The organism is Dyella sp., from assembly GCF_035685885.1.
Taxonomy (GTDB): domain Bacteria; phylum Pseudomonadota; class Gammaproteobacteria; order Xanthomonadales; family Rhodanobacteraceae; genus Dyella.
The window spans coordinates 1-19495 of record NZ_DASRZX010000148.1 but is presented as its reverse complement, the minus strand read 5'-3'; the positions used below and the strand labels follow the sequence as shown (position 1 = coordinate 19495).

16 protein-coding genes are annotated in these 19495 nt (G+C 65.5%); 7 read left to right on the top strand and 9 right to left on the bottom strand.

The features are described 5' to 3' along the window. Positions 1 to 157 precede the first annotated feature (157 nt). Positions 158 to 1510: a GH1 family beta-glucosidase gene (locus VFG49_RS16855; protein ID WP_324862663.1), complete on the bottom strand. Its 1353-nt coding sequence runs from the start codon at positions 1508 to 1510 to the stop codon at positions 158 to 160. Positions 1511 to 1659: 149 nt separating this feature from the next. On the opposite strand from VFG49_RS16855, the gene VFG49_RS16850 reads away from it, so the two are divergent. Next, complete coding sequence (locus VFG49_RS16850) at positions 1660 to 2751, top strand: sn-glycerol-3-phosphate ABC transporter ATP-binding protein UgpC (protein WP_324862661.1); 1092 nt, start codon at positions 1660 to 1662, stop codon at positions 2749 to 2751. 6 nt (positions 2752 to 2757) lie between these two features. Here VFG49_RS16850 and VFG49_RS16845 read toward each other — a convergent pair whose 3' ends face one another. The 8 genes from VFG49_RS16845 to VFG49_RS16810 form a co-directional block, all read right to left on the bottom strand. Next, entirely contained in the window at positions 2758 to 3579 is an 822-nt protein-coding gene (locus VFG49_RS16845) for a carbohydrate ABC transporter permease (RefSeq protein ID WP_324862659.1), read from the bottom strand. Further along, a complete protein-coding gene (locus tag VFG49_RS16840; RefSeq protein WP_324862657.1) occupies positions 3576 to 4454 on the bottom strand; it encodes a sugar ABC transporter permease in 879 nt (292 codons plus the stop codon). Before VFG49_RS16840 ends, VFG49_RS16845 begins: the two co-directional genes overlap by 4 nt. Next, entirely contained in the window at positions 4451 to 5767 is a 1317-nt protein-coding gene (locus VFG49_RS16835; protein ID WP_324862655.1) for a sugar ABC transporter substrate-binding protein, read from the bottom strand. Before VFG49_RS16835 ends, VFG49_RS16840 begins: the two co-directional genes overlap by 4 nt. Before the next feature lie 3 nt (positions 5768 to 5770). Continuing rightward, positions 5771 to 7237, bottom strand: coding sequence for a glucoamylase family protein (locus VFG49_RS16830; protein ID WP_324862653.1), 1467 nt, complete (start codon positions 7235 to 7237; stop codon positions 5771 to 5773). 223 nt (positions 7238 to 7460) lie between these two features. Further along, positions 7461 to 10502 (bottom strand): TonB-dependent receptor, encoded by a 3042-nt coding sequence (locus VFG49_RS16825; protein ID WP_324862651.1) that lies wholly within the window; start codon positions 10500 to 10502, stop codon positions 7461 to 7463. Positions 10503 to 10521: 19 nt separating this feature from the next. After that, on the bottom strand, positions 10522 to 11574 hold the full coding sequence (locus VFG49_RS16820; RefSeq protein ID WP_324862649.1) for a LacI family DNA-binding transcriptional regulator: 1053 nt from the start codon (positions 11572 to 11574) through the stop codon (positions 10522 to 10524). A 256-nt stretch (positions 11575 to 11830) separates the two neighbouring features. Next, on the bottom strand, positions 11831 to 12616 hold the full coding sequence (locus VFG49_RS16815) for a prolyl oligopeptidase family serine peptidase (protein ID WP_324862647.1): 786 nt from the start codon (positions 12614 to 12616) through the stop codon (positions 11831 to 11833). Positions 12617 to 12668: 52 nt separating this feature from the next. Beyond that, entirely contained in the window at positions 12669 to 13238 is a 570-nt protein-coding gene (locus VFG49_RS16810) for a hydrolase (RefSeq protein ID WP_324862645.1), read from the bottom strand. Between the two features lie 162 nt (positions 13239 to 13400). Here VFG49_RS16810 and VFG49_RS16805 point away from each other — a divergent pair, with 162 nt between their 5' ends. The 6 genes from VFG49_RS16805 to VFG49_RS16780 all read left to right on the top strand — a co-directional run. Further along, positions 13401 to 14033 (top strand): TetR/AcrR family transcriptional regulator, encoded by a 633-nt coding sequence (locus VFG49_RS16805; protein WP_324862643.1) that lies wholly within the window; start codon positions 13401 to 13403, stop codon positions 14031 to 14033. Between the two features lie 383 nt (positions 14034 to 14416). Then, complete coding sequence (locus VFG49_RS16800) at positions 14417 to 16072, top strand: 2-isopropylmalate synthase (RefSeq protein ID WP_324862641.1); 1656 nt, start codon at positions 14417 to 14419, stop codon at positions 16070 to 16072. Beyond that, positions 16069 to 17073 carry a branched-chain amino acid transaminase gene (locus tag VFG49_RS16795; RefSeq protein WP_324862639.1) on the top strand — a complete coding sequence of 335 codons (1005 nt, stop codon included), beginning with the start codon at positions 16069 to 16071 and terminating at the stop codon, positions 17071 to 17073. The genes VFG49_RS16800 and VFG49_RS16795 overlap by 4 nt, the downstream gene beginning before the upstream one ends. Beyond that, positions 17070 to 18482 (top strand): 3-isopropylmalate dehydratase large subunit, encoded by a 1413-nt coding sequence (gene leuC, locus VFG49_RS16790; protein ID WP_324862637.1) that lies wholly within the window; start codon positions 17070 to 17072, stop codon positions 18480 to 18482. Before VFG49_RS16795 ends, leuC begins: the two co-directional genes overlap by 4 nt. A 184-nt stretch (positions 18483 to 18666) precedes the next feature. Beyond that, a complete protein-coding gene (gene leuD, locus VFG49_RS16785) occupies positions 18667 to 19251 on the top strand; it encodes a 3-isopropylmalate dehydratase small subunit (protein ID WP_324862635.1) in 585 nt (194 codons plus the stop codon). Continuing rightward, the coding region (locus tag VFG49_RS16780; RefSeq protein WP_324862633.1) for an isocitrate/isopropylmalate family dehydrogenase at positions 19248 to 19495 on the top strand (248 nt) is incomplete at its 3' end. The genes leuD and VFG49_RS16780, both read left to right, overlap by 4 nt.

The following is a 19495-nucleotide window of genomic DNA, read 5'->3' as shown; positions in this document are numbered from 1 at the left end:
CTACGAAAGGGGTCCGCACCGCCGCCGCCAGGTTCGCCCAAAGCGCCACTGTGGGAGCACACCCTGAACGCGACGAGCCTGCGAAGCGGTACAACGCCACTCCGCGGTCGCGCACAGGGTGCGCTCCCACGACATTTCGACAAAGACAGCGGGCGACTCAGTCGTCCAGCACGGCGCCGTTCGTCTCGATGACCTTCGCATAGAACTTCGCCGTCGCCTTGGGCGTGCGTTTTTGCGTGGCAAAATCCACGTGGTACAGGCCGAAGCGCTTGGAGAAGCCCAGCGACCACTCCAGGTTGTCCAATAGCGACCACGCGTAGTAACCCCTGAGGTTCACGCCTGCCTCGATCGCACGATGGATCGCCTTGAGATGCCTGCGCAGGTAGTTCGTGCGCAGCGGATCTTCCAGCACATCGCCTTCGGCCACCGGCGGATCGTAGAAGGCCGAGCCGTTTTCGGTGATGTAGAGCGGGATGTCGCCGTAGCGCTGCTTGAACCAGGTGAGCGTGTCGGTAAGACCCTGCTCGTACACTTCCCAGCCGGTTTCCGTGTACGTCTTGTTGGGCTGGCGCACCGGCGCCGCGCGCAGCGGATAGTGGTTCGGATCGTTCTTCACCACGGCGCGCGTGTAGTAGTTGATGCCCACGTAGTCGACGGGTTGCCGCGTGAGCTTGAAATCGTCCTCGGGGAAGTCCGGCCATGCCGGCCCGAAAACCTCCTTCAGTTCCGGCGGATAGCTGCCCAGCAGCGCCGGATCTGCGAACTGCTCGTTCATGTAGGCCTGCGCGCGTCGCGTGGCGGCGAGGTCTTCGGGGCTATCAGACGCCGGATACTTCGGCTCGATATTGAACACCACGCCGATCTCATGCTTGCCGATGGCGCGATACGCCTGGATGCCGGCACCGCTGGCGCGCATCAGGTTGTGTGCGGCAATCGGCGCTTCATACAGGCTGCGATGGCCCGGTGCCAGCGCGCCATGCAGGTAGCCGCCATCGGTGACCACCCACGGCTCGTTGAGGGTGGACCAGCGCTTTACGCGGCCATCCAGCGCCTTGTAGACCACGCTGGCGTACTCGGCGAACCAGTTAGCAATATCGCGATTCAACCAGCCGCCGCGATCGTCCAGCGCTGCGGGAAGATCCCAGTGGAACAGCGTGGCATTCGGTTCGATGCCGTTTTCGAGCAGCTCGTCGACCAGTCGCGAATAGAAGTCCAAACCCTTCTGGTTGATGCGGCCGGTGCCTTCCGGCAGCACGCGCGCCCACGCGATGCTGAAGCGATAACCTTGCAAGCCCAGCGCGCGCATCAACTGCACGTCGTCCTTGTAACGACGGTAGTGGTCGCAAGCGACGTCGCCGGTATCACCGTTGGCCATCATGCCCGGCGTGTGGGCGAAGCGCTCCCAGATGCTGGGACCCGCGCCATCGGCCAGCGGCGATCCTTCGATCTGATAAGCCGAGGTGGCGGCGCCCCAATGGAAATCCGCCGGGAAGCGGTAGCTGTGGGTCATGATGGAGGCAATTCCTTATGCCGCAGTGCGGCTTGATGAAAACGTTTACATGTCGAGAATAGCGGAGCGCGACCCGCGTGTGCACGGGTCTTTTCACCTAGATATGCAGTGGCCGCCCACGGCCCGGACAGGGGAGTGACGCAACGTCGATGGCAACGGTGACTCTGGATCGGCTGCGCAAGGTCTATTCCAACGGACATGTCGGCGTCGACGAGGCGACTTTCGAGATCGCCGACGGCGAACTGCTGGTGCTGGTGGGGCCTTCCGGCTGTGGAAAAACCACGCTGCTGCGCATGATCGCGGGGCTGGAATCGATCTCGTCCGGCACGCTGGGCATCGGCGGCCGCGTGGTCAACGAGGTGTCGCCCAAGGATCGCGACATCGCGATGGTGTTCCAGAACTATGCGCTGTATCCGCACATGACGGTCGCGCAGAACATGGCGTTCGGCCTGCGCCTGCGCGGCAAGCCTGGCGACGAGATCGATGCGCGCGTGCGCGATGCGGCGAAGCTGCTGGAGTTGGAACATCGCCTCGACGCGTTGCCGGCGGCGCTCTCCGGCGGACAACGGCAACGCGTGGCGTTGGGTCGTGCGCTGGTGCGCGAGCCCAAGGTGTTCCTGCTCGACGAACCGCTGTCCAACCTCGATGCCAAGCTGCGCTTGTCGATGCGCGTGGAAATCGCCCGACTGCATCGCCAGCTGGGCACCACAACGATCTATGTGACGCATGACCAGGTGGAAGCGATGACGCTGGGCCAGCGCATCGTGGTGCTGGACGGCGGCAAGATCCAGCAGATCGACACGCCGATGCGCCTGTACGAAAAGCCGGCCAACCTGTTTGTCGCCGGCTTCCTCGGTTCGCCCGCGATGAACCTGCTGCGCGGCACGCTGCGGCACACGCGTGCATGGGAGCTGGAAACATCCGACGGCGCGATACCGCTTGGCGAACTGATCGCACAAAGCCCTGAATTGCTGCCCTGGATCGACCGCGAGGTTGTGCTTGGCGTGCGCCCCGAAGACCTTCGACTGAGCGGTGTCGAACATGCCGCCCTCGGTGCGGTGCTCGAAGTGCCCGAGCCCGTCGGCAACGAGATCTTCCTCAACCTGCGGCGCGGCACGCAGCCGCTGGTATCGCGCGTGGCTCCCTGCGCCCTGCCCGAGGCTGGCGCCGTCATGCACTTTGCGTTGGCTCAGGATCGTCTGCATTTCTTCGAACCGAGTAGCGGCACCCGTATCGCCTGACGGCGGTCAGCCTTTGACGCTGCCCAACAGCAGGCCTTCGATGTAATAGCGTTGCATGGCGAGGAACAAGGCCAGCACGGGAATGACCGTGACTACCGAGCCGGCCATCATCAGTTCGCTGTCCTGCGCGTGTTCGCGCGCCAGCGAGGCGAGGCCGATCGGCAGCGTGTAATGGTTCTGCCCGGTCAAGGCGATCAGCGGCCACATGAAGTCGTTCCACGCGGTGAGGAAGGTGTAGATCGCCAGCGTCACCATGATGGGCTTGAGCAGCGGCAGCATGATCTGCGTGAAGATGCGCAGCTCGCCGGCGCCTTCGATACGGGCGGCTTCCATCAGTTCATCGGGAATGCTGCGCGCGTACTGGCGCACCAGGAAGATGCCGAACGCCGTGGCCATCGCAGGCACGATCACGGCAGCGTAGCTGTTCACCAGGCCCATGGTCTTGAGCATCAGGAACAGCGGCAGCATCGCCACCTGCGCGGGAATCACCAGCATGCCGAGCAAGCCCTGGAACAAGCGCTCGCGGCCATGGAAACGCAGCTTGGCGAACGCGTAGCCGGCCATCAGGTTGCATGCCAGCGAAAGCACGGTGATGGCGCCGGAAATCAGCAGGCTGTTGAGCAGGTAGCGGCCCATGCCCGCATGGATGAACAGCGCTTCGTAGTTGTGCCAGGTGGCGTTGGCCGGCAGCAACGGTGGCGGCAGCGCGCTGGCCGCGCCGGGCTGCATGAACGACACCGACAACATCCATATCAACGGAAACAGCGCGACCACGGCGCCGCCGATCAGCAGGCCATTGATGAGCGCCTTGGCGATGCGCTGATTCATGCCGTGGCTCCGCGGCGCGCCACGCGCAGCATCAGCGCAGTAACGGCGAACATGATCACGAACAACAGGAAGGCCACCGCCGAGGCGGCGCCGAAGTTCCACCATTTGAAGCCTTCGTTGTACATGAGGTACAGCACGCTGGTGGTGCTCTGCAGCGGCCCGCCCTCGGTCATCACGTAGGGCTCCGCGAACAGCTGGAAATAGCCCGTCACGGTGAGGATGCCCACCATCAGCAACGTCGGCGCGAGCATCGGCAAGGTGATGTGACGGAACTGCTGCAGCGGCGAGGCGCCATCGATGCGCGCCGCTTCGTAGAGATCAGCCGGGATCGCCTGCAGGCCAGCGAGCAGGATGATCATGTTGTAGCCAAAGTTCTTCCACACCGCGAACAGGATGATGGTGGGCATCGCCCAGTGCGGATCGCCCAGCCAGTCCACCGGATGGATGCCGATGGCGCCAAGCAGGTAGTTCGCCATGCCGTATTTGGTGTTGAAGATATAGCGCCACACGAGCGCCACCGCCGCCACCGTGGTCACCATCGGCGCGAACAGCGCGGTGCGGAAGAACGGTTTGCAGCGTGCCAGCGGCGAGTTGAGCAGCAAGGCTGCGCCCAGCGAGACCAGGATCGACAACGGCACGCCGGCCAGCACGAAATAGAACGTGTGTCCCAACGCTGACCAGAAGCGCTCCTGATGCAGCAGATCCCAGTAGTTGGCCAGCGCCACGAAGCGCAGGTGGCGGATGTCGGCCAGCGCGTAGAGGTCGTAGTCGGTGAGGCTCAAACCCAGCGCAGCGATCACCGGCACCAGGAAGAAGACGCCCAGCACCAGCAAGGCCGGCGTGAGGAACCACCATGCGGCGCGCGGCGCATTCATGGCGCGGCTCCCGCGACGCGGCGCTCGTGGTCGAGGATCCAGCGCCGCTTCTCCAGGATATGGTCGGCGCGCCGGTCCATCTCCTTGGCGGCCTCGTCGATGCTGAGCGTGCCTGCCACCGCCTGTGCGGCGACCAGTTGCATCTCGTTGGCGATGCGCTCCCATTCCGGTACGGGCGGCGTGGGCTTCACTTGCTCCAGCTGCTCGCGGAACGCCAGCACCTTGGGATCGTTGCGCAGGCTGTCACCGTCCCAGGCGCTGCGGCGCGCGGGCATGTCGCCCAGCAAGTCGTAGAAGCGCTGCTGCACGTCGGGGCGCGAGAGATATTCGATGAGTGCCCACGCCGCTTCCTTGTGCCGCGAGCGACGGAAGATCACCAGGCTGGACCCGCCCGCCGCACCCACGCCAGCACCCTCCGGCCCCGGCAGCGGCGCGGTCGCCCAGCGGTCCTGTTCACCGGCCGGCAGGCGCTGGCGGAATTCGCCGATGTTCCACGGGCCGGAGAAGTAGAACGCATACACGCCCCGCCCGAACTCATCCCATGGATTGCCCGCTTCCACGGCGGTGATCGGCGGTGCCTGGTGCAGGCGAAACGTATCCACGTAGAACGACAGCGCGCGCTTGAATCCTTCGCTGCGGAAATTGCCGTAGCGTCCGCCATCGCGCACCATCGGCTCGTCCTGCTGCAGCGCCAGCGACATCAGTTGCTCGTATTCGTTGGTGGGCAGCAGGATGCCGTAGATGCCTTGCTGCGGACGACTCAGCGCGGCCAGCGCCTTGCGCCACTGGGCCCAGTTTCGCGGCGGTGCGCTGAAGCCCGCGGCCTTGAGCAGGTCGACGCGATAGAAGATGAGCCGCGTATCGACGTACCAGGGCACGCCGACCAGCGTATCGTCGATCACGTTGGTGGCCCAGATGTTGGTGAAGTAGTCGTCTCGCTTCACCACTGTCGAACGATCCACGCGCGCCTGCAGCGGCTCCAGCGCACGCAGCGTGGCGAACTCGGCGATCCAGGTATTGCCCAGCTGGCTGACGTCCGGCGTGGAGTCGCCGGCAAAGGCCGTGAGCAGTTTCTGGTGCGCCGCCGGCAGCGGAATCTGCTGCACGTTGACGTGGATGTCCGGATGCTCGCGCTCGAACGCCGGCAGCAGCTTCGCCACCGCCTCGCCTTCGCGGCCGATGGTCCAGAAGGTCAGCGTATGCGCCTCATCGGGCGAGGCACAGCCAGCCAGTGCCAGCACCACGCCGCCGAGCAACACCAGCCATCTGGCTGGCAGCATCGCGTTGGCGTGGCGTAGTGGGGTGGTCGGCATGTCTCAGCGCGTTTTCTGTTCCAGCCAGCCGCCAGTGAAGCCGGCGCGTTCCAGGCCCTTGCGGATGTAGGGATTCTTGCGCATCACGTTCCACACGAAACCGCTGCGCCAGTTTTCGATCATCAGCACGATGGGGCCCTGGTCGATGCCGATCTGCTTGTCGTCCGCCCAGCCCATGCCGGGCACGGCGCGACCTTCCTGCGGCGCGATGCCCGTATCGTAGCTGGGATTGAAGGCATCGACGAAACCGTACTTGGTATATACGGCGTCGCCATAGCGCGCCTTCATCTCCATCAGCGCAGGCACCACGATCTCCGGCGCGAAGGCGATGGAGCCACCGGCCGCCGTGGGCGCGATGGTGCCATCGTCGGATACGTAGTCACGCCCCGCGCCACGCGCGGTGTAGCCATAGAACGCACGCGTGCTGCCGTCGTTGCGCTTCACCACCGCATCGCCCGGACCGTTGCACGCGGTGAGGCCCCAGATGTTTTCACCGTACCCGGTCCAGTGATTGGGGTTGGCGATGGCGTAGGCGCGCTGCGCGTAGGTCGCCTCGCGGCTGTTCTGCGCATAGTCGGTATCGTGCTCGCGACTCCACGCATCGCGGATACCGCGGAAGTCGATCCAGGCGTGGCTGTACTGATGGCCGAACAGCGGCGCGAAGTTGAGGAAGCTGTGGCCCTGGAACTCACCGAAGTATTCGGGATAGGTCTTCGTCCAGGCGGTCCATGCATCGTCGGCTACCGCATGCGTGGGCGAGCCCAGCGCCAGCACGTAGACCAGCATGCCTTCGTTGTAGCCCTTCCAGTCGGCCGGGATGAACTTGCCGCCCGGCGTCCAGCCCATGCTGATCAGCGGCGAATGCGGCTGCATCCAGGTCCAGTCGACGCGGCGGTAGATGGCATCGGCGAGCTGGCGGATTTCCTTTTCGTCCTTGCTGTTGCGGTCGTAGTACGACTGCGCGAACAGCACGCCGCCCAGCAGCAATGTGGTATCCACGCTCGACAGCTCCACGCCGCGTGCATGGCGCTTGCCGGTCTGCATGTCGAGGAAGTGGTAGTAGAAGCCGTGATAGCCGGTGACGTCGTCTTCGTCGTCACCCTGTTTCGCATCATTGAAGAAGCGCAACGTGGCCAGCGTGCGATCCACCGCCTGCTTGCGCGTGATGTAGCCGCGCTCCACGCCTACGCCATACGCGGTGAGCGCAAAACCGACCGAAGCGATGCTGGCGAAGGAATCGCCGGGCCAGTGATCGGGCACCAGACCGGTCTTCGGGTCGGCGCCGTCCCAGAACCACTGGAACGTGCGCTTCTCCAGGTCCTCGACCATCGCGCGCTGCGCGGCGGGCATCGCGTTGAATTCATGGCTCGCTGTTGCGTTGCTGCTGGCGGCCGATGCGGTGCCCGAGACAAAGGCGAGCATGGCAGCCGCCGCCACGGGGAGAAAACGGAGCAGCTTGGTTCGATTCATCGCAGACCCGTGAAGAAAAGGCGGAAATGGCGGACTGCCCACAAACAGCCGCCATTCCGCGGAAAAACACCGGATCGCCCCCGTGTTGCCATCGGCGGGCGGTCCGGCCGGGACGGGCATGGGAGGGGTTGCCCGCCCCGCGCTTCCGGCGACTCCCAGGGGATGGGAGCCGACGGTTTGCCCGCCGTCCGGGGGGAGACGGCGGGCGGTTGCGAAGCGGCCGTCAGAACTTCAGGCCGACCTCGAACTTCACCGTGCGCGGCACGAAAGTGATGTTGCCCGTGGTGTTGTAGCTGACCATGGTGTTGCCCGGCACGAACGTCGCGATGTAGTCGGAGTAGTTGTGCCAGTTGAACACGTTGAGCACATCGAAACGGCCGTACAGCGTCATGCCATGGCCCAGATCGAAGTCCTTGGTGGCCTGCAGGTCGATGTCGCGATAGCCCCAGATCTTGCCGCCGATGAGGAACTTGGAGCCCTGCGGCACCGCCGCCGACGGCACGCAGCTGCTGCCGTCAGGCAGCGTCACGCCCGGGTAGCAAGCCGCGCCGTTGTACGGCAGCGGCGTAGCCAGGGTGAGCTTGGCCGACAGCACGGTTCCCCACGGGCCGTCCATGTTGCCGGTGGCGACGAAGCGGTGCTTGGCCGCCGCATTCGAGGTGATGAACGGGTATTCCTGGATCGTGCCGTAGTCGAACGAGTAATGCTCGTTGATGTCGCGATTCTGCTTGGCGTGGGTGAAGGTGTACGCGAACGTGGCGCCCCAGCCCGATGCCTTGTCGTACGGCTTGGAGGCCGACAGCAACAGCTGCGTACTGCGGGTGGAAATGCCATTGTCGCCCAGGATCAGCGCGCCGAAGCCCGGAATGCCGTTGCCCCACGGCTGGCTGTTCTGCTGGTTGTCGTTGCTGTGCTGGAAGAACGCGCCATTGGGATAGCGGTTGCCCAGCGTGAAGGCAAAACCGTCATAGCTGAGCGCGCGCACGACCGTGGCGTCGGTCTGCCAATCACCGACCTGATTGGACATGCCCAGGCTGAACTGGTCCGAATATGGCGCCTTCAGCTTGTTGTTGAGCAGGTCCACCTCGGTGCCGGCGTTGCTGGACGCGCCGAGCAACGCTTGCAGTGCAGGCAGGCCGCTGAGCAGATTCGGGTCCCACGCGTAGCACGGGGTGCTTTCGCGATGACAGGTGCCCGTGGCCGGATCCTGGAAGAAGATCGTGTACTGAGGCAGCGCCGACTTGGTGGTCTCCAGCTGCAGGTAATCGTACAGGTCGCGGTCGTACGCACGGCCCGCACCGCCATGGATCACATGCTGCTCGTCGCCAAACCAGTCATACGAGAAGCCCAGTCGCGGCTGCCACTCGCCCTTGTAGGCCGAACGGTTGGAACCGTTGCTGATGTAGTCGTTGATGTTGATGCCGCCCTTGGCCAGCGTCTGCGCATAGGTCTGGCCGGCAGGCGCACCGGCGTTGGTGTCCTGCGAATAGATCGCCGCCACCACGTTGGCCGGCGTCACGAAGTCCGTGTACGACGGTGTGCGCTCGTAGTCCCAGCGCACGCCGAGGTTCAGCGTGAGCTTGTCGTTGACCGCCCAGTCGTCCTGGATGTACGTGCCGAACTGGCGGCTCTTGGTCGACACCGACGGGGTCAGGCCCAGGCCGTTCACCGGCTTGGTGAAGTAGGCCTTGTACGGCGTGTCGGCGGTGCCGTCCGTGTTGACGTTGTAGTAGTACTGCGGGTTGATGTCCGACGCGTCGGATGCATCCAGCGTCACCTTCTTGAGCTTCATGCCCATCTTCACGACGTGGTCGCCGTGCCACTCCAGGTCGTTGAAGGTGAAGTCATCCTGGATCGACGGGCCCTTCTGGCTCTTGTTCTGCGTGGCCTGCGGACTGGCCGCGCCGGTGGCGATGATGGTCGGGTCGTCGATCGGACGCTCCCAGGTGTACACGTAGCCATTGCCGACGGTCACTGCGGTGGGCGCGTACTTGGCATCCTCGTAGGCGAAGATCAGTTCGTTGAAGTACGCGTCGCCGCTGTGCTGCCAGCGCGCCACGTAACGCTCGGCGTTGTTCTTGACGTTGCGTGCAGCCGACACCGCGTTCTGCTGGCTGGCACCGATGCCGTCGAGCTGGGTCTCGTTGCGCACCTGCGCGCTGGCCTCGAAGCGATCGCGGTCAGTCGGCTCCCAGTCGATCTTGCCGAAATACAGGTTCTCCTCGAACGGCAGGTTCGCCGGCCCCATCTGCGAGGCCACGCTGGATGGCAGGTAGGGCACGCCCGGCGCACCATCGGCGCTCGGCGCCACCGTCACCGGCGTGTCGAAGCGTTTGGCCTCGTAGGCCATGAAGAAGTGCATCTGGTCCTTGATGATCGGACCGCCCACGGCAAAGCCGTATTCCTTCTCTTCCGAAGAAGCCTTGGTGGCCGATGCGCTTTCGGCCGGCGTCTTGGCGCGGAAGGAGTCGTCGGTATAGCGGTAGTACGTCTCGCCGTGGAAGTCGTTGGTGCCCGACTTGGTCTGTGCAGTCACCGCGGCGCTGGCGAGCTGGTCGTACTCGGCCTTGTAGTTGGAGGTGATGACCTTGTACTCGCCGATCGCCAGCTGCGGGAACGGGTTGCCCTGGCTGTTGCTCTGGCCGGACGCGCCCCCCGCCACCACGTAGCTTTTCTGCCCCACACCGTCGATGTAAACGTTTACAGAACTATCGTTCATAGCACCGCCACGCAAGGACGTGTGCCCCGACGAGTCGACCGAGAACACCATGCCCGGAACGGTGTCGGCGAACTCGAGGAAGTTGCGCGAAACCTGGGGAATCGTGTCGATCTGGCGCAGCGAAATGGTGGCGCCCACTTCGGGCGTCTTCACTTCCTGGAGGGTGGTGGCCGAGACCGAAACACCGCCCAGGTTCTGCGCATTGGCAGCATTGGCAGCCGGCGCGGCGGCGGTCAGGTCCAGCGAGGCAGTGGAGGCGACCGTCAACGTCACGGTGCGCTCGGTACCCGGGCCGGCGTCCACCTGATAGGTGCCGGGCGGAAGGCCGACCAGGGCGTAGCTGCCCTCCGCGTCGGCAGTCGCGCGGCGCACCGCGCCGGTGGCGACGTTCCTGGCGGTGACCTCGGCGCTGGCCGGGGCCTTGCCGCGCAAGGTGGCATTGGCGGTCTGCGCCCAGCCGACGCTCGGCGACGCGGCGGTGGCCACCACCGCGCCGGCGATCACGCTGGCCAGCAGGGTTTTCTTAAGGTGATGCGGCAACTTCATGTCTCCCCTCCAAAGTCGATCAAGGATCGGATGTGCGTGCAGGTTGATAGGTGTTTTTTGATGACGCGTCGCGGCTGCCGCCGCAGGTTTCACGGACCGCGATCGCGCAACCGAGCACGTCCGTACGATCCGAAGGCTGCCGCCCATCCATCTGTGCGGACAGTCGTTCCAGCGCGTTTCGCCCCAGCTCGGCGATGTGCACGCTGACCGTGCTCAGCGGAGGCGAGAGATAACGCGCGATGGGAATGTCGTCGAAGCCGGCCAGCGCCATGTCGCCGGGCACCTGCAGTCCGGCTTCCTTGAAGGCGTAGAGGCAACCCACCGCCATCATGTCGTTGGCGGCGAACACGGCGGCCGGGCGATGCGCCTGCTTGAGCAGTTCGCGGCCCGCGTGGTAGCCCGACTCCTCGGTGAAGCTGCCCGCCACGATGTTGAGCGGCACCTGGGGCGCGAACTTCTTCATCGCCTCGCGAAAGCCCAGCTCGCGCTGCTCGGCGTCGAAGTTGCCGGCCGGGCCGGCGATGAAGGCGATGTCCTTGTGGCCTGCCGTGCGCAGCAGGTGCTCCGTCATGGCGTATGCGCCGCCGCGGTTGTCGATGTTGAGCACGCTGCGGCCCTGCACCGGGCTGTTGATCAGCACGGTCGGCAGCTCGCCGGGCATGTTCGCCTCGAGGAAGGCTTCATCGACCCATGGCGAAAGAATCAGCATGCCATCGACACGACCCTGCATCGCGCGCAGCGCGGTGGCGGCCTCATCGGCGCCATCGTGCGAACTGGACACCAGCAGGTGCAGGCCGCGCGAGCGGGCGGCGAGATCGATGCCGCGGATCAGCTCGGAGAAGAATTCGCCGAACAGGTCGGGCAGCAGCGCCCCGATGGTGTGCGTGCGGCGCGTGATCAAGCTGCGCGCGGCGTTGTCGGGAATGTAGTGCAGGCGCTTGGCGGCAACGCGGATGCGGTCCAGCGTTTCGGCGGTGACGCCACCTTGGCCGTTGAGCGCGCGCGATACCGATGCCACCGACACCTTGGCCTCGCGCGCTACATCTTTGATGGTCGCTTTCTTGGTCGTCACGGTGGCGGCATGGAGGGTGACCGGAGGTCACGGCGGCGCCAACGTAAACGTTTTCATGAAAGCTTGTAAAGAACTTGCAACGGGATCTTCCGCTGCACCGCAAAAAATCATTAGGCTTGCGCCGCAGGTCCGTACAGTCGTCTCCGCATAACATCGCCATAACGAAGACCGGACAGGCTCAAACGCAGTGCAACAAAACCGGTTTAGGCACGGGCCATGAATGTGCCCGCGCCGTGCTTTTTGCGCGGGCGCAGCGTCAACGCCGGCTGGTTTGGGCGAACATCCAGGGCCAAAGCCCGGCCGTTGCATAGGCCGGCCCCCAGGAGCCGTGGTTCACGCCGGGAAACTGGGTGAATCGCACGTCGTCGCCCGCCTTCAGCAGCGCGGCGTACATGTTGCGCGCCTCGATGGGTGACACCTGGTCGTCCACTTCGCCATGGAAGATCCATACCGGCATGGGCTTCAGCCGCTCGGCCACCCACTGGTAAGGATTGCTGCCCTCGGGCGCGCCGTGCACCACCAGTTCGGGCATGTCGTCCGGCGCGCGGATGGCACCGCAGATCACCGCGGCCGCCGCGAACAGGCCGGGGTGGTCGACCGCGAACTGCCATGCACCGTAACCGCCCATCGAGAGCCCGGTGACATACAGGCGCGAGCGGTCGCCGTGATAGGCCGCGACGCTGTCTTCCATCGCGGCAAGGGCCGCACGCTCCTGCGCACCGTCCCAGATGGTGTCGTCCGGCGCCTGCGGCGCGACTACGATCGCGGGGAAATCATCGCCATGCGTGGCCAGCCATGGCGGCAGGCCCTGTTTGAGCTGCGCCTCGTTGTCGCTGCCGCGCTCGCCGCTGCCGTGCAGGAACAGCACTACCGGCCATTCGCGATCCGGCGACCAGCCCTTCGGCACAAAGACCTGATAGGCCACGTCGCGGCCTTCCACCTGCACGTGGCGCGGCGCGAAGGCGCCCTGCTCCGCATGCACCGGCAAGGTCGTCACGCCGCACAGGCATGCCATGGCCAACCACGTGTTCTTCATCTTCATGCAGGCTCCCTCGCCCCGGACCAGCGGACGAGGGTAACCAAGCAAGCGGCTTTCAAGCCAGCATGGCCAGCACCTGCTCGGTCGAACGCACGCGGCCCAGGCGCGGGAAGATGGTCTCCACCGCGAAGCGATGATGCTCGGCGTTGGACGAACTCATCGCGTCCTCCACCAGCACCTGGTGGAAGCCCAGCTCGAACGCGTTGCGCGCGGTCGATTCCACGCCGATGTTGGTGGAAATGCCGCCCAACACGATCTGCGTGATGCCGCGACGGCGCAGCTGCAGCTCCAGTTCCGTGCCGTAGAACGCCCCCCACTGACGCTTGATGATGTGGATGTCGCCCTCGGCCACGTTGAGCTGGTCGGCGTATTCCAGCCAATTGGCCGGCAATGCTCCGCCACGCGGGGCTTCGTCGGTGAGCGGCTTCAGCATGTCGGCGCCATTGGCCGCAAAACCCACGCGTACCAGGCACACCGGCGCGCCCAGTTCGCGAAAACGAGCCGCGAGGCGACCAGCGCGGGTATACACCTCGTCGGAAGAGTGCGGACCACCGGCAAACGCGGCGATACCCTTCTGCAGGTCGATCAGCACCAGCGCGGTGGTGCGGGGGTCAAGCTTTTCCATGGTCGTGCTCCGGTGGGGAGCCAGCGGCCCGGCAAGACTTGCCCGGACGGCGGCGGGGAACGTGAGCGCCTGGTGACCCGTCGTAGACCGTGCACTGGCCTCGGCGGTACATCGCGCCTTATGCAATTATGTGAGGGTAACCTCACATAGGAGTTTATGAGGATGGCCTCACGTAATTCAACCACCGCTAGCCGTGCGCCTCAGCGCCAGCGCGGCCGCGAGCGGGTCGCGACGCTGCTGGCGGCAGCCTCGTCCTGCTTCGTCGAAAAAGGCTACGACGCGGCCACCATGACCGAGATCGCCGCACGCGCCGAGGCCTCCATCGGTTCGCTGTATCAGTTCTTCCCCACCAAGGAAGCGCTGGCTCATGCCCTGATGGCCGACCATGCCGAAGCACTGTACGGCCGCATGGAGCGGCTGGTGGAACAGTCGCGCGGCTGGGGCACGGAAGAACTTGCGGCCCGGCTGGTGCGCACCTTCGCCGACTACCGACGGCAGCACCCGTCCTTCGCGGTGCTGGTGGAAGCGGTGGGCTCGGAGCCGTCTTCGCTGTCCCGCACCATTCGCCAGCGCATGCGCGATTACCTCTCCCAGATCCTCGCGATCCACGCGCCGGGACTGGCCGCGGGCGAACTGCGCCCCGCAGCGATGGTCGTGCAGCAACTGATGAAGGCGGCAGTCGCGCTTCAGAACGAGCAGCCGGCATCGCTGCGGCGAGCCGCGAAAACCCAGCTGCAGCGCGCCTTGGCGGCCTATCTTCGATCGCTATCGGAAGCAATCGACGGTGATGCGTGAATTTCCCGCATGGGACGTCTGGACATCTGGACGTCCGAATGCCGCTCGACTGTGAGCTCTCGCACGCGATTTCAGAAATTTCAAACGAAACTGTTGACAACCCGTAACAACCCCCATTAGGGTCGGTTGCATGTCGCAGCGCAACAGCCACGATCGCATTGCCGAACCGATTGGTCCTCCGACCATCGACGGCGCGCTGCGCCTTCGCAACAACCTCCTTCTTGCCCTTGTACTCGTACTCCTTATTACCAACGGAGGTGCGGGCTGAGGGCGTGTGTCCAGGTAAAGAAAAACTAACCTGATACCACCTAAAGAACCCCGCACCCGGACACGGATGCGGGGTTTTTTATTGCCCTTGAGCGACGCACCAGCGGAGCGAAGCAATGACCCCCGACAGCACCAGCAACGAGAGCAGCGACGTGGGCGATGTAGCCGCCGAACGCGTGCGTATCTTCGACACCACCCTGCGCGACGGCGAGCAGGCGCCCGGCTTTTCGATGGATCGCCGCGCCAAGCTCCGCATGGCGCATGCGCTCGAGGCGCTTGGCGTGGACATCCTCGAGGCGGGTTTCCCCAGTGCTTCGCCCGACGATTTCGCCTCGGTGGCGGAGATTGCCCGCGTACTGCGCGGCCCGACCGTGGCAGGCCTGGCGCGCTGCCACGACGGCGACATCGACGCCTGCGGCCGTGCCCTGGAAGCCGCGCGCCATGCGCGCATCCACCTGTTCCTGTCCACCAGCCCGCTGCATCGCGAGCACAAGCTCAACATGAGCAAGCAGCAGGTGATCGACACCGCCTGCGCCGCCATCGAGCGAGCCAAGCTGCTGTGCCACGAAGTGGAGTTCTCGGCCGAAGACGCGATGCGCACCGAGCCGGAGTACCTGGTGGAGGTGTTCAGCGCAGCCATTGCCGCCGGTGCGACCACCGTCAACGTGCCGGACACCGTGGGCTACACCACGCCGGTGGAAATGGCGGAGCGCATCGCCTACCTGCGCAAGCATGTGCGTGGCTCGGACCAAGTGGTCTTTTCCACGCATTGCCATGACGACCTCGGCATGGCCGTGGCCAACAGCCTCGCTGGCGTCGCCGCCGGTGCGCGCCAGGTGGAATGCACCATCAACGGCATCGGCGAGCGCGCCGGCAATGCGTCGATGGAGGAAGTGGTGATGGCCCTGCGCGTGCGCGGCGCCTTCTTCGGCGTGGACACGGGCATCGACGCGCGCAAGCTCTATCCCACCTCGCGCCTGCTGACCCAGCTGACCGGCCAGGCCGTGGCGCGCAACAAGGCCGTGGTCGGCGACAACGCGTTCGCGCACGAGTCCGGCATCCACCAGCACGGCATGCTGAAGCACCGCGGCACCTACGAAATCATGCGCCCGCAGGACGTGGGCATGGGCGAGACGAAGCTGGTGCTGGGCAAGCATTCGGGCCGCCACGCGCTGCGCCAGCGACTGCAGAGCATGGGCCACGACATCAACGAAGCCTCGATGGACAGCATCTTCGCGCGCTTCAAGGCGCTGGCCGACAAGAAGCGCGAAGTGCACGACGAAGACCTGGAAGCGATCGCGCTGGGCATGGATCCGGAAGCGACGGGTCCGTGGCGCCTGGTGCAGCTCAATACCAATTCGCACATGGGTGGCAGCGCTTCTGCATCGGTGAAGCTGACTCACGACAACGGCACCGACGTGGGCGAGGCCGCCATCGGTGACGGCCCGGTCGACGCCGTGCTGCGTGCGATCGAACGCGCCACCGGCACCGCACTGGACGTCACGCAGTTCCAGGTGCGCGCCGTCAGCGAAGGCGGCGACGCGCAGGGCCAGGCGCAGCTCACCGCGCGCCACGGCGAGCGCGACTGGCGCGGCAATGGCATCAGCACTGACATCATCGAAGCGACCGCGCATGCGGCACTCGCCATCGTCAATCGCATCGAACGACAAGCCTCCCCACGTAGCGATGCTCTTGTTGAAGAGTGCGGCCATGGATGGCCGCTTTCTGACCTTCGCGCGAATGGACGCGCGCAAAAGGAGAACGTCCAATGACCACGCCATTTCTCTGGCACAACGGCCAGATCAAACCCTGGACCGAGGCCACGGTCCACGTCAGCACCCACGCACTGCACTACGGCTCCTCGGTATTCGAAGGCGAGCGCGTCTACGCCACGCCGCAAGGCCCTGCCTACTTCCGTCTCGCCGACCATACGCGCCGCCTGTTCGAGTCGGCGCGCGTGTACGAGATCGAGATCGGCTATAGCGAAGAGGAGATCAACGCGGCCTGTCATGAAGTGATCCGCGCCAATCGCATGAAGGCCGCCTACGTGCGACCCATCGTGTTCCGGGGCGCCGGCGGGCTGGGCGTCCTGCCGAAGGCCGATTCGCCGGTGGACGTAGCGATCATGGCGCTGGAATGGGGCGCCTATCTTGGCGACGCCATCGAGCACGGCGCCGACGTGTGCGTGTCGTCGTGGCATCGCCCTGCGCCCAACACCATCCCGAGCTGGGCCAAGGCCGGCGGCAATTACCTCTCCAGCCAACTGATCGCGCTGGAAGCGCGCCGCGGCGGATACGCCGAAGGCATCGCGTTGGGCCACAACGGCCTGCTGAGCGAAGGCGCGGGCGAAAACCTGTTCCTGGTGAAGAACGGCAAGCTGCTCACCCCGCCCACCAGCGCAGGCATCCTCGCCGGCATCACGCGCGAGTCGGTGATCACGCTGGCCGGCGAGCTGGGCATTGCGGTGGAAGAACGCGACCTGCCGCGCGAGGCGCTGTACACCGCCGACGAAATCTTCATGACTGGCACCGCGGCGGAAATCACGCCGGTGCGTTCGGTGGATCGCAAGGCCGTTGGCAAGGGTCGCCCGGGCGATGTCACGCGCGCGCTGCAGAAGGCGTTCTTCGGGTTGTTCGACGGCACCACGACCGACAAGTGGGGCTGGCTCACGGCGGTATCTGATGTGGTCGTCCCTGACCACGACGATCAAAAAGCGGCCATCCATGGCCGCACTTCTCAACCACAGCCCGCTTCGATGGGAGCTGTGGCATGACCGCGAAGACTTTGTTCGAGAAAGTGTGGGACGCGCACGTCGTCGCGCCGGAGAGCACCGATACGCCGGCGATCCTCTACATCGACCTGCACCTGGTGCATGAGGTGACTTCACCGCAGGCTTTCAGCGAACTGCGCGAGCGCGGCCTGAAGCTGCGTCGGCCGGACCGCACGCTGGCCACACTGGATCACTCCACGCCCACCCTGCCCGCCGATGCCAGCGGCGAGCGTCCTTACACGAACGCGGAAGCGAAGGCGCAGGTTGCGCAGCTGGAAACCAATTGCCGCGAGTTCGGTGTCGAGCTGCACGGCTGGGACAGCGCGGACCGGGGCATCGTGCATGTGATCGGTCCTGAGCTGGGCGCGACCCAGCCGGGCATGACCATCGTGTGCGGCGACAGCCACACCTCCACCCACGGTGCATTTGGCGCGTTGTCCTTCGGCATCGGCACCACCGAAGTCGGCCACGTGATGGCGACGCAATGCCTGCTGCAGCGCAAGCCGAAGACGCTGGCGATCCACGTGGGCGGCAAGTTGCAGGCCGGCGTCGGCGCGAAGGACCTGATCCTGCACATCATCGGCGAGATCGGCGTGGACGGTGGCACCGGCTACGTCATCGAGTACCGCGGCGACGCCATCGAAGCGCTGTCGATGGAAGAGCGCATGACGGTGTGCAACATGTCGATCGAGGCTGGCGCGCGCGCCGGCCTGATCGCGCCGGACGACATCACCTTCGCCTGGCTGAAGGGCCGTCCGCGCACGCCGCAGGGCGCCGCATGGGATGCCGCCGTGGCGCATTGGCGCGCGCTGCGCACCGATGCCGGCGCCGCTTACGATCGCGAAGTGCACATCGATGCAGGCAAGGTGCGCCCGACTGTCACCTACGGCACGCATCCGGGCATGGCGATCGCCATGGACAAGCCAGTACCCGCCGCGCGCAACGCGGTGGAGAAGCGCGCGCTCGACTACATGAAGGCGGAGGCCGGCAAGCCGATGCAGGGCACGCCGGTGGACGTGGTCTTCGTCGGCAGCTGTACCAACTCGCGCCTGTCCGACCTGCGCGAAGCCGCGCACGTGCTGCGTGGCCGCCGCGTCGCCGACGGCGTGCGCATGCTGGTGGTGCCGGGCTCCGAAGCGGTGCGCCGCGATGCGGAGCACGAAGGCCTGCATCACGTGTTCACCGCCGCCGGCGCCGAGTGGCGCGTGCCGGGCTGCTCGATGTGCATCGCCATGAACGGTGACCTGGCGCAGCCGGGACAACTCGTTGTCAGCACGTCCAACCGCAATTTCGAAGGCCGCCAGGGCAAGGGCGCGCGCACGGTGCTGGCGAGTCCCGCCACCGCCGCCGCTTCTGCTGTCGCGGGGCGGATTGCCGATCCACGTGAGTACATGACGGAGGTGGCGGCATGAGCGCGCGCAATCTGCTCCCTCTCCCCTCCGGGGAGAGGGTTGGGGTGAGGGGCCAATCTAGCCTCACCGCCAATCAGGAGCGCGCTTCGTTCAACGTCGCCGCGAGCACCCGCCCCTCATCCGCCCCTTCGGGGCACCTTCTCCCCGGCGGGGAGAAGGGATTTTGCCCTTCGGAGGTTTTCTAGTGCGCCCCGTCACCCGTCTCCACTCCCGCACCGCCGTCCTGCCGGACGAGAACATCGATACCGACCGCATCATCCCGGCGCGCTTCCTCACCACCACCGAGCGCGCGGGCCTGGGCAAGCTGTGCTTCAACGACTGGCGCTACCAGGCCGATGGCAGCGACAACCCGGCGTTCCCGCTGAACCAGCCCAAGGCGAAGGGTTGCTCCATTCTCGTCGCCGGCCGCAACTTCGGCTGCGGCTCCTCCCGCGAGCATGCGCCCTGGGCCTTGCTGGACTACGGCATCCACGCCGTGCTGTGCAGCGAGATCGCAGACATCTTCCGCAACAACGCACTGAAGAACGGCCTGCTCGCCATCGTGCTCGACGAAGCCGAGCATCGCTGGCTGCTGGAACACCCGGGCATCGAACTGGCCATCGACGTGCGTGAGCAATACATCGCGCTGCCCGATGGCGGACGCATCCACTTTCAGCTCGAGTCCTTCGCTCGCCATTGCCTGCTCAATGGCGTGGACCAGCTCGGTTATCTGCAGCAACACCACAGTGCCATTACCGCCTACGAACAACGCGTGGAGAACGCAGCATGAGAGCGCATATCGTCACCCTGCCCGGCGACGGCGTCGGCCCCGAAGTCACCGCCGCCGCCGTGGCCGTGCTCGACGCGGTCGCCGCGCACTACGACCATCATTTTCATTTCGAGGAACACCTGATCGGTGGCGGCGCCATCGACGCCACGGGTGAACCGCTGCCGGCGGCATCGCTGGAAGCCTGCAAGGCGGCCGACGCGGTACTGCTGGGCGCCGTGGGTGGTCCGAAGTGGTCCGACCCGAA

What these genes read in the sequence shown, in the direction of transcription:
- VFG49_RS16855 (WP_324862663.1), bottom strand. Translation starts at nt 1,510, where the DNA reads ATGACCCACAGCTACCGCTTCCCGGCGGATTTCCATTGGGGCGCCGCC.
- VFG49_RS16850 (WP_324862661.1), top strand. Translation starts at nt 1,660, where the DNA reads ATGGCAACGGTGACTCTGGATCGGCTGCGCAAGGTCTATTCCAACGGA.
- VFG49_RS16845 (WP_324862659.1), bottom strand. Translation starts at nt 3,579, where the DNA reads ATGAATCAGCGCATCGCCAAGGCGCTCATCAATGGCCTGCTGATCGGC.
- VFG49_RS16840 (WP_324862657.1), bottom strand. Translation starts at nt 4,454, where the DNA reads ATGAATGCGCCGCGCGCCGCATGGTGGTTCCTCACGCCGGCCTTGCTG.
- VFG49_RS16835 (WP_324862655.1), bottom strand. Translation starts at nt 5,767, where the DNA reads ATGCCGACCACCCCACTACGCCACGCCAACGCGATGCTGCCAGCCAGA.
- VFG49_RS16830 (WP_324862653.1), bottom strand. Translation starts at nt 7,237, where the DNA reads ATGAATCGAACCAAGCTGCTCCGTTTTCTCCCCGTGGCGGCGGCTGCC.
- VFG49_RS16825 (WP_324862651.1), bottom strand. Translation starts at nt 10,502, where the DNA reads ATGAAGTTGCCGCATCACCTTAAGAAAACCCTGCTGGCCAGCGTGATC.
- VFG49_RS16815 (WP_324862647.1), bottom strand. Translation starts at nt 12,616, where the DNA reads ATGAAGATGAAGAACACGTGGTTGGCCATGGCATGCCTGTGCGGCGTG.
- VFG49_RS16810 (WP_324862645.1), bottom strand. Translation starts at nt 13,238, where the DNA reads ATGGAAAAGCTTGACCCCCGCACCACCGCGCTGGTGCTGATCGACCTG.
- VFG49_RS16805 (WP_324862643.1), top strand. Translation starts at nt 13,401, where the DNA reads ATGGCCTCACGTAATTCAACCACCGCTAGCCGTGCGCCTCAGCGCCAG.
- VFG49_RS16800 (WP_324862641.1), top strand. Translation starts at nt 14,417, where the DNA reads ATGACCCCCGACAGCACCAGCAACGAGAGCAGCGACGTGGGCGATGTA.
- VFG49_RS16795 (WP_324862639.1), top strand. Translation starts at nt 16,069, where the DNA reads ATGACCACGCCATTTCTCTGGCACAACGGCCAGATCAAACCCTGGACC.
- leuC (WP_324862637.1), top strand. Translation starts at nt 17,070, where the DNA reads ATGACCGCGAAGACTTTGTTCGAGAAAGTGTGGGACGCGCACGTCGTC.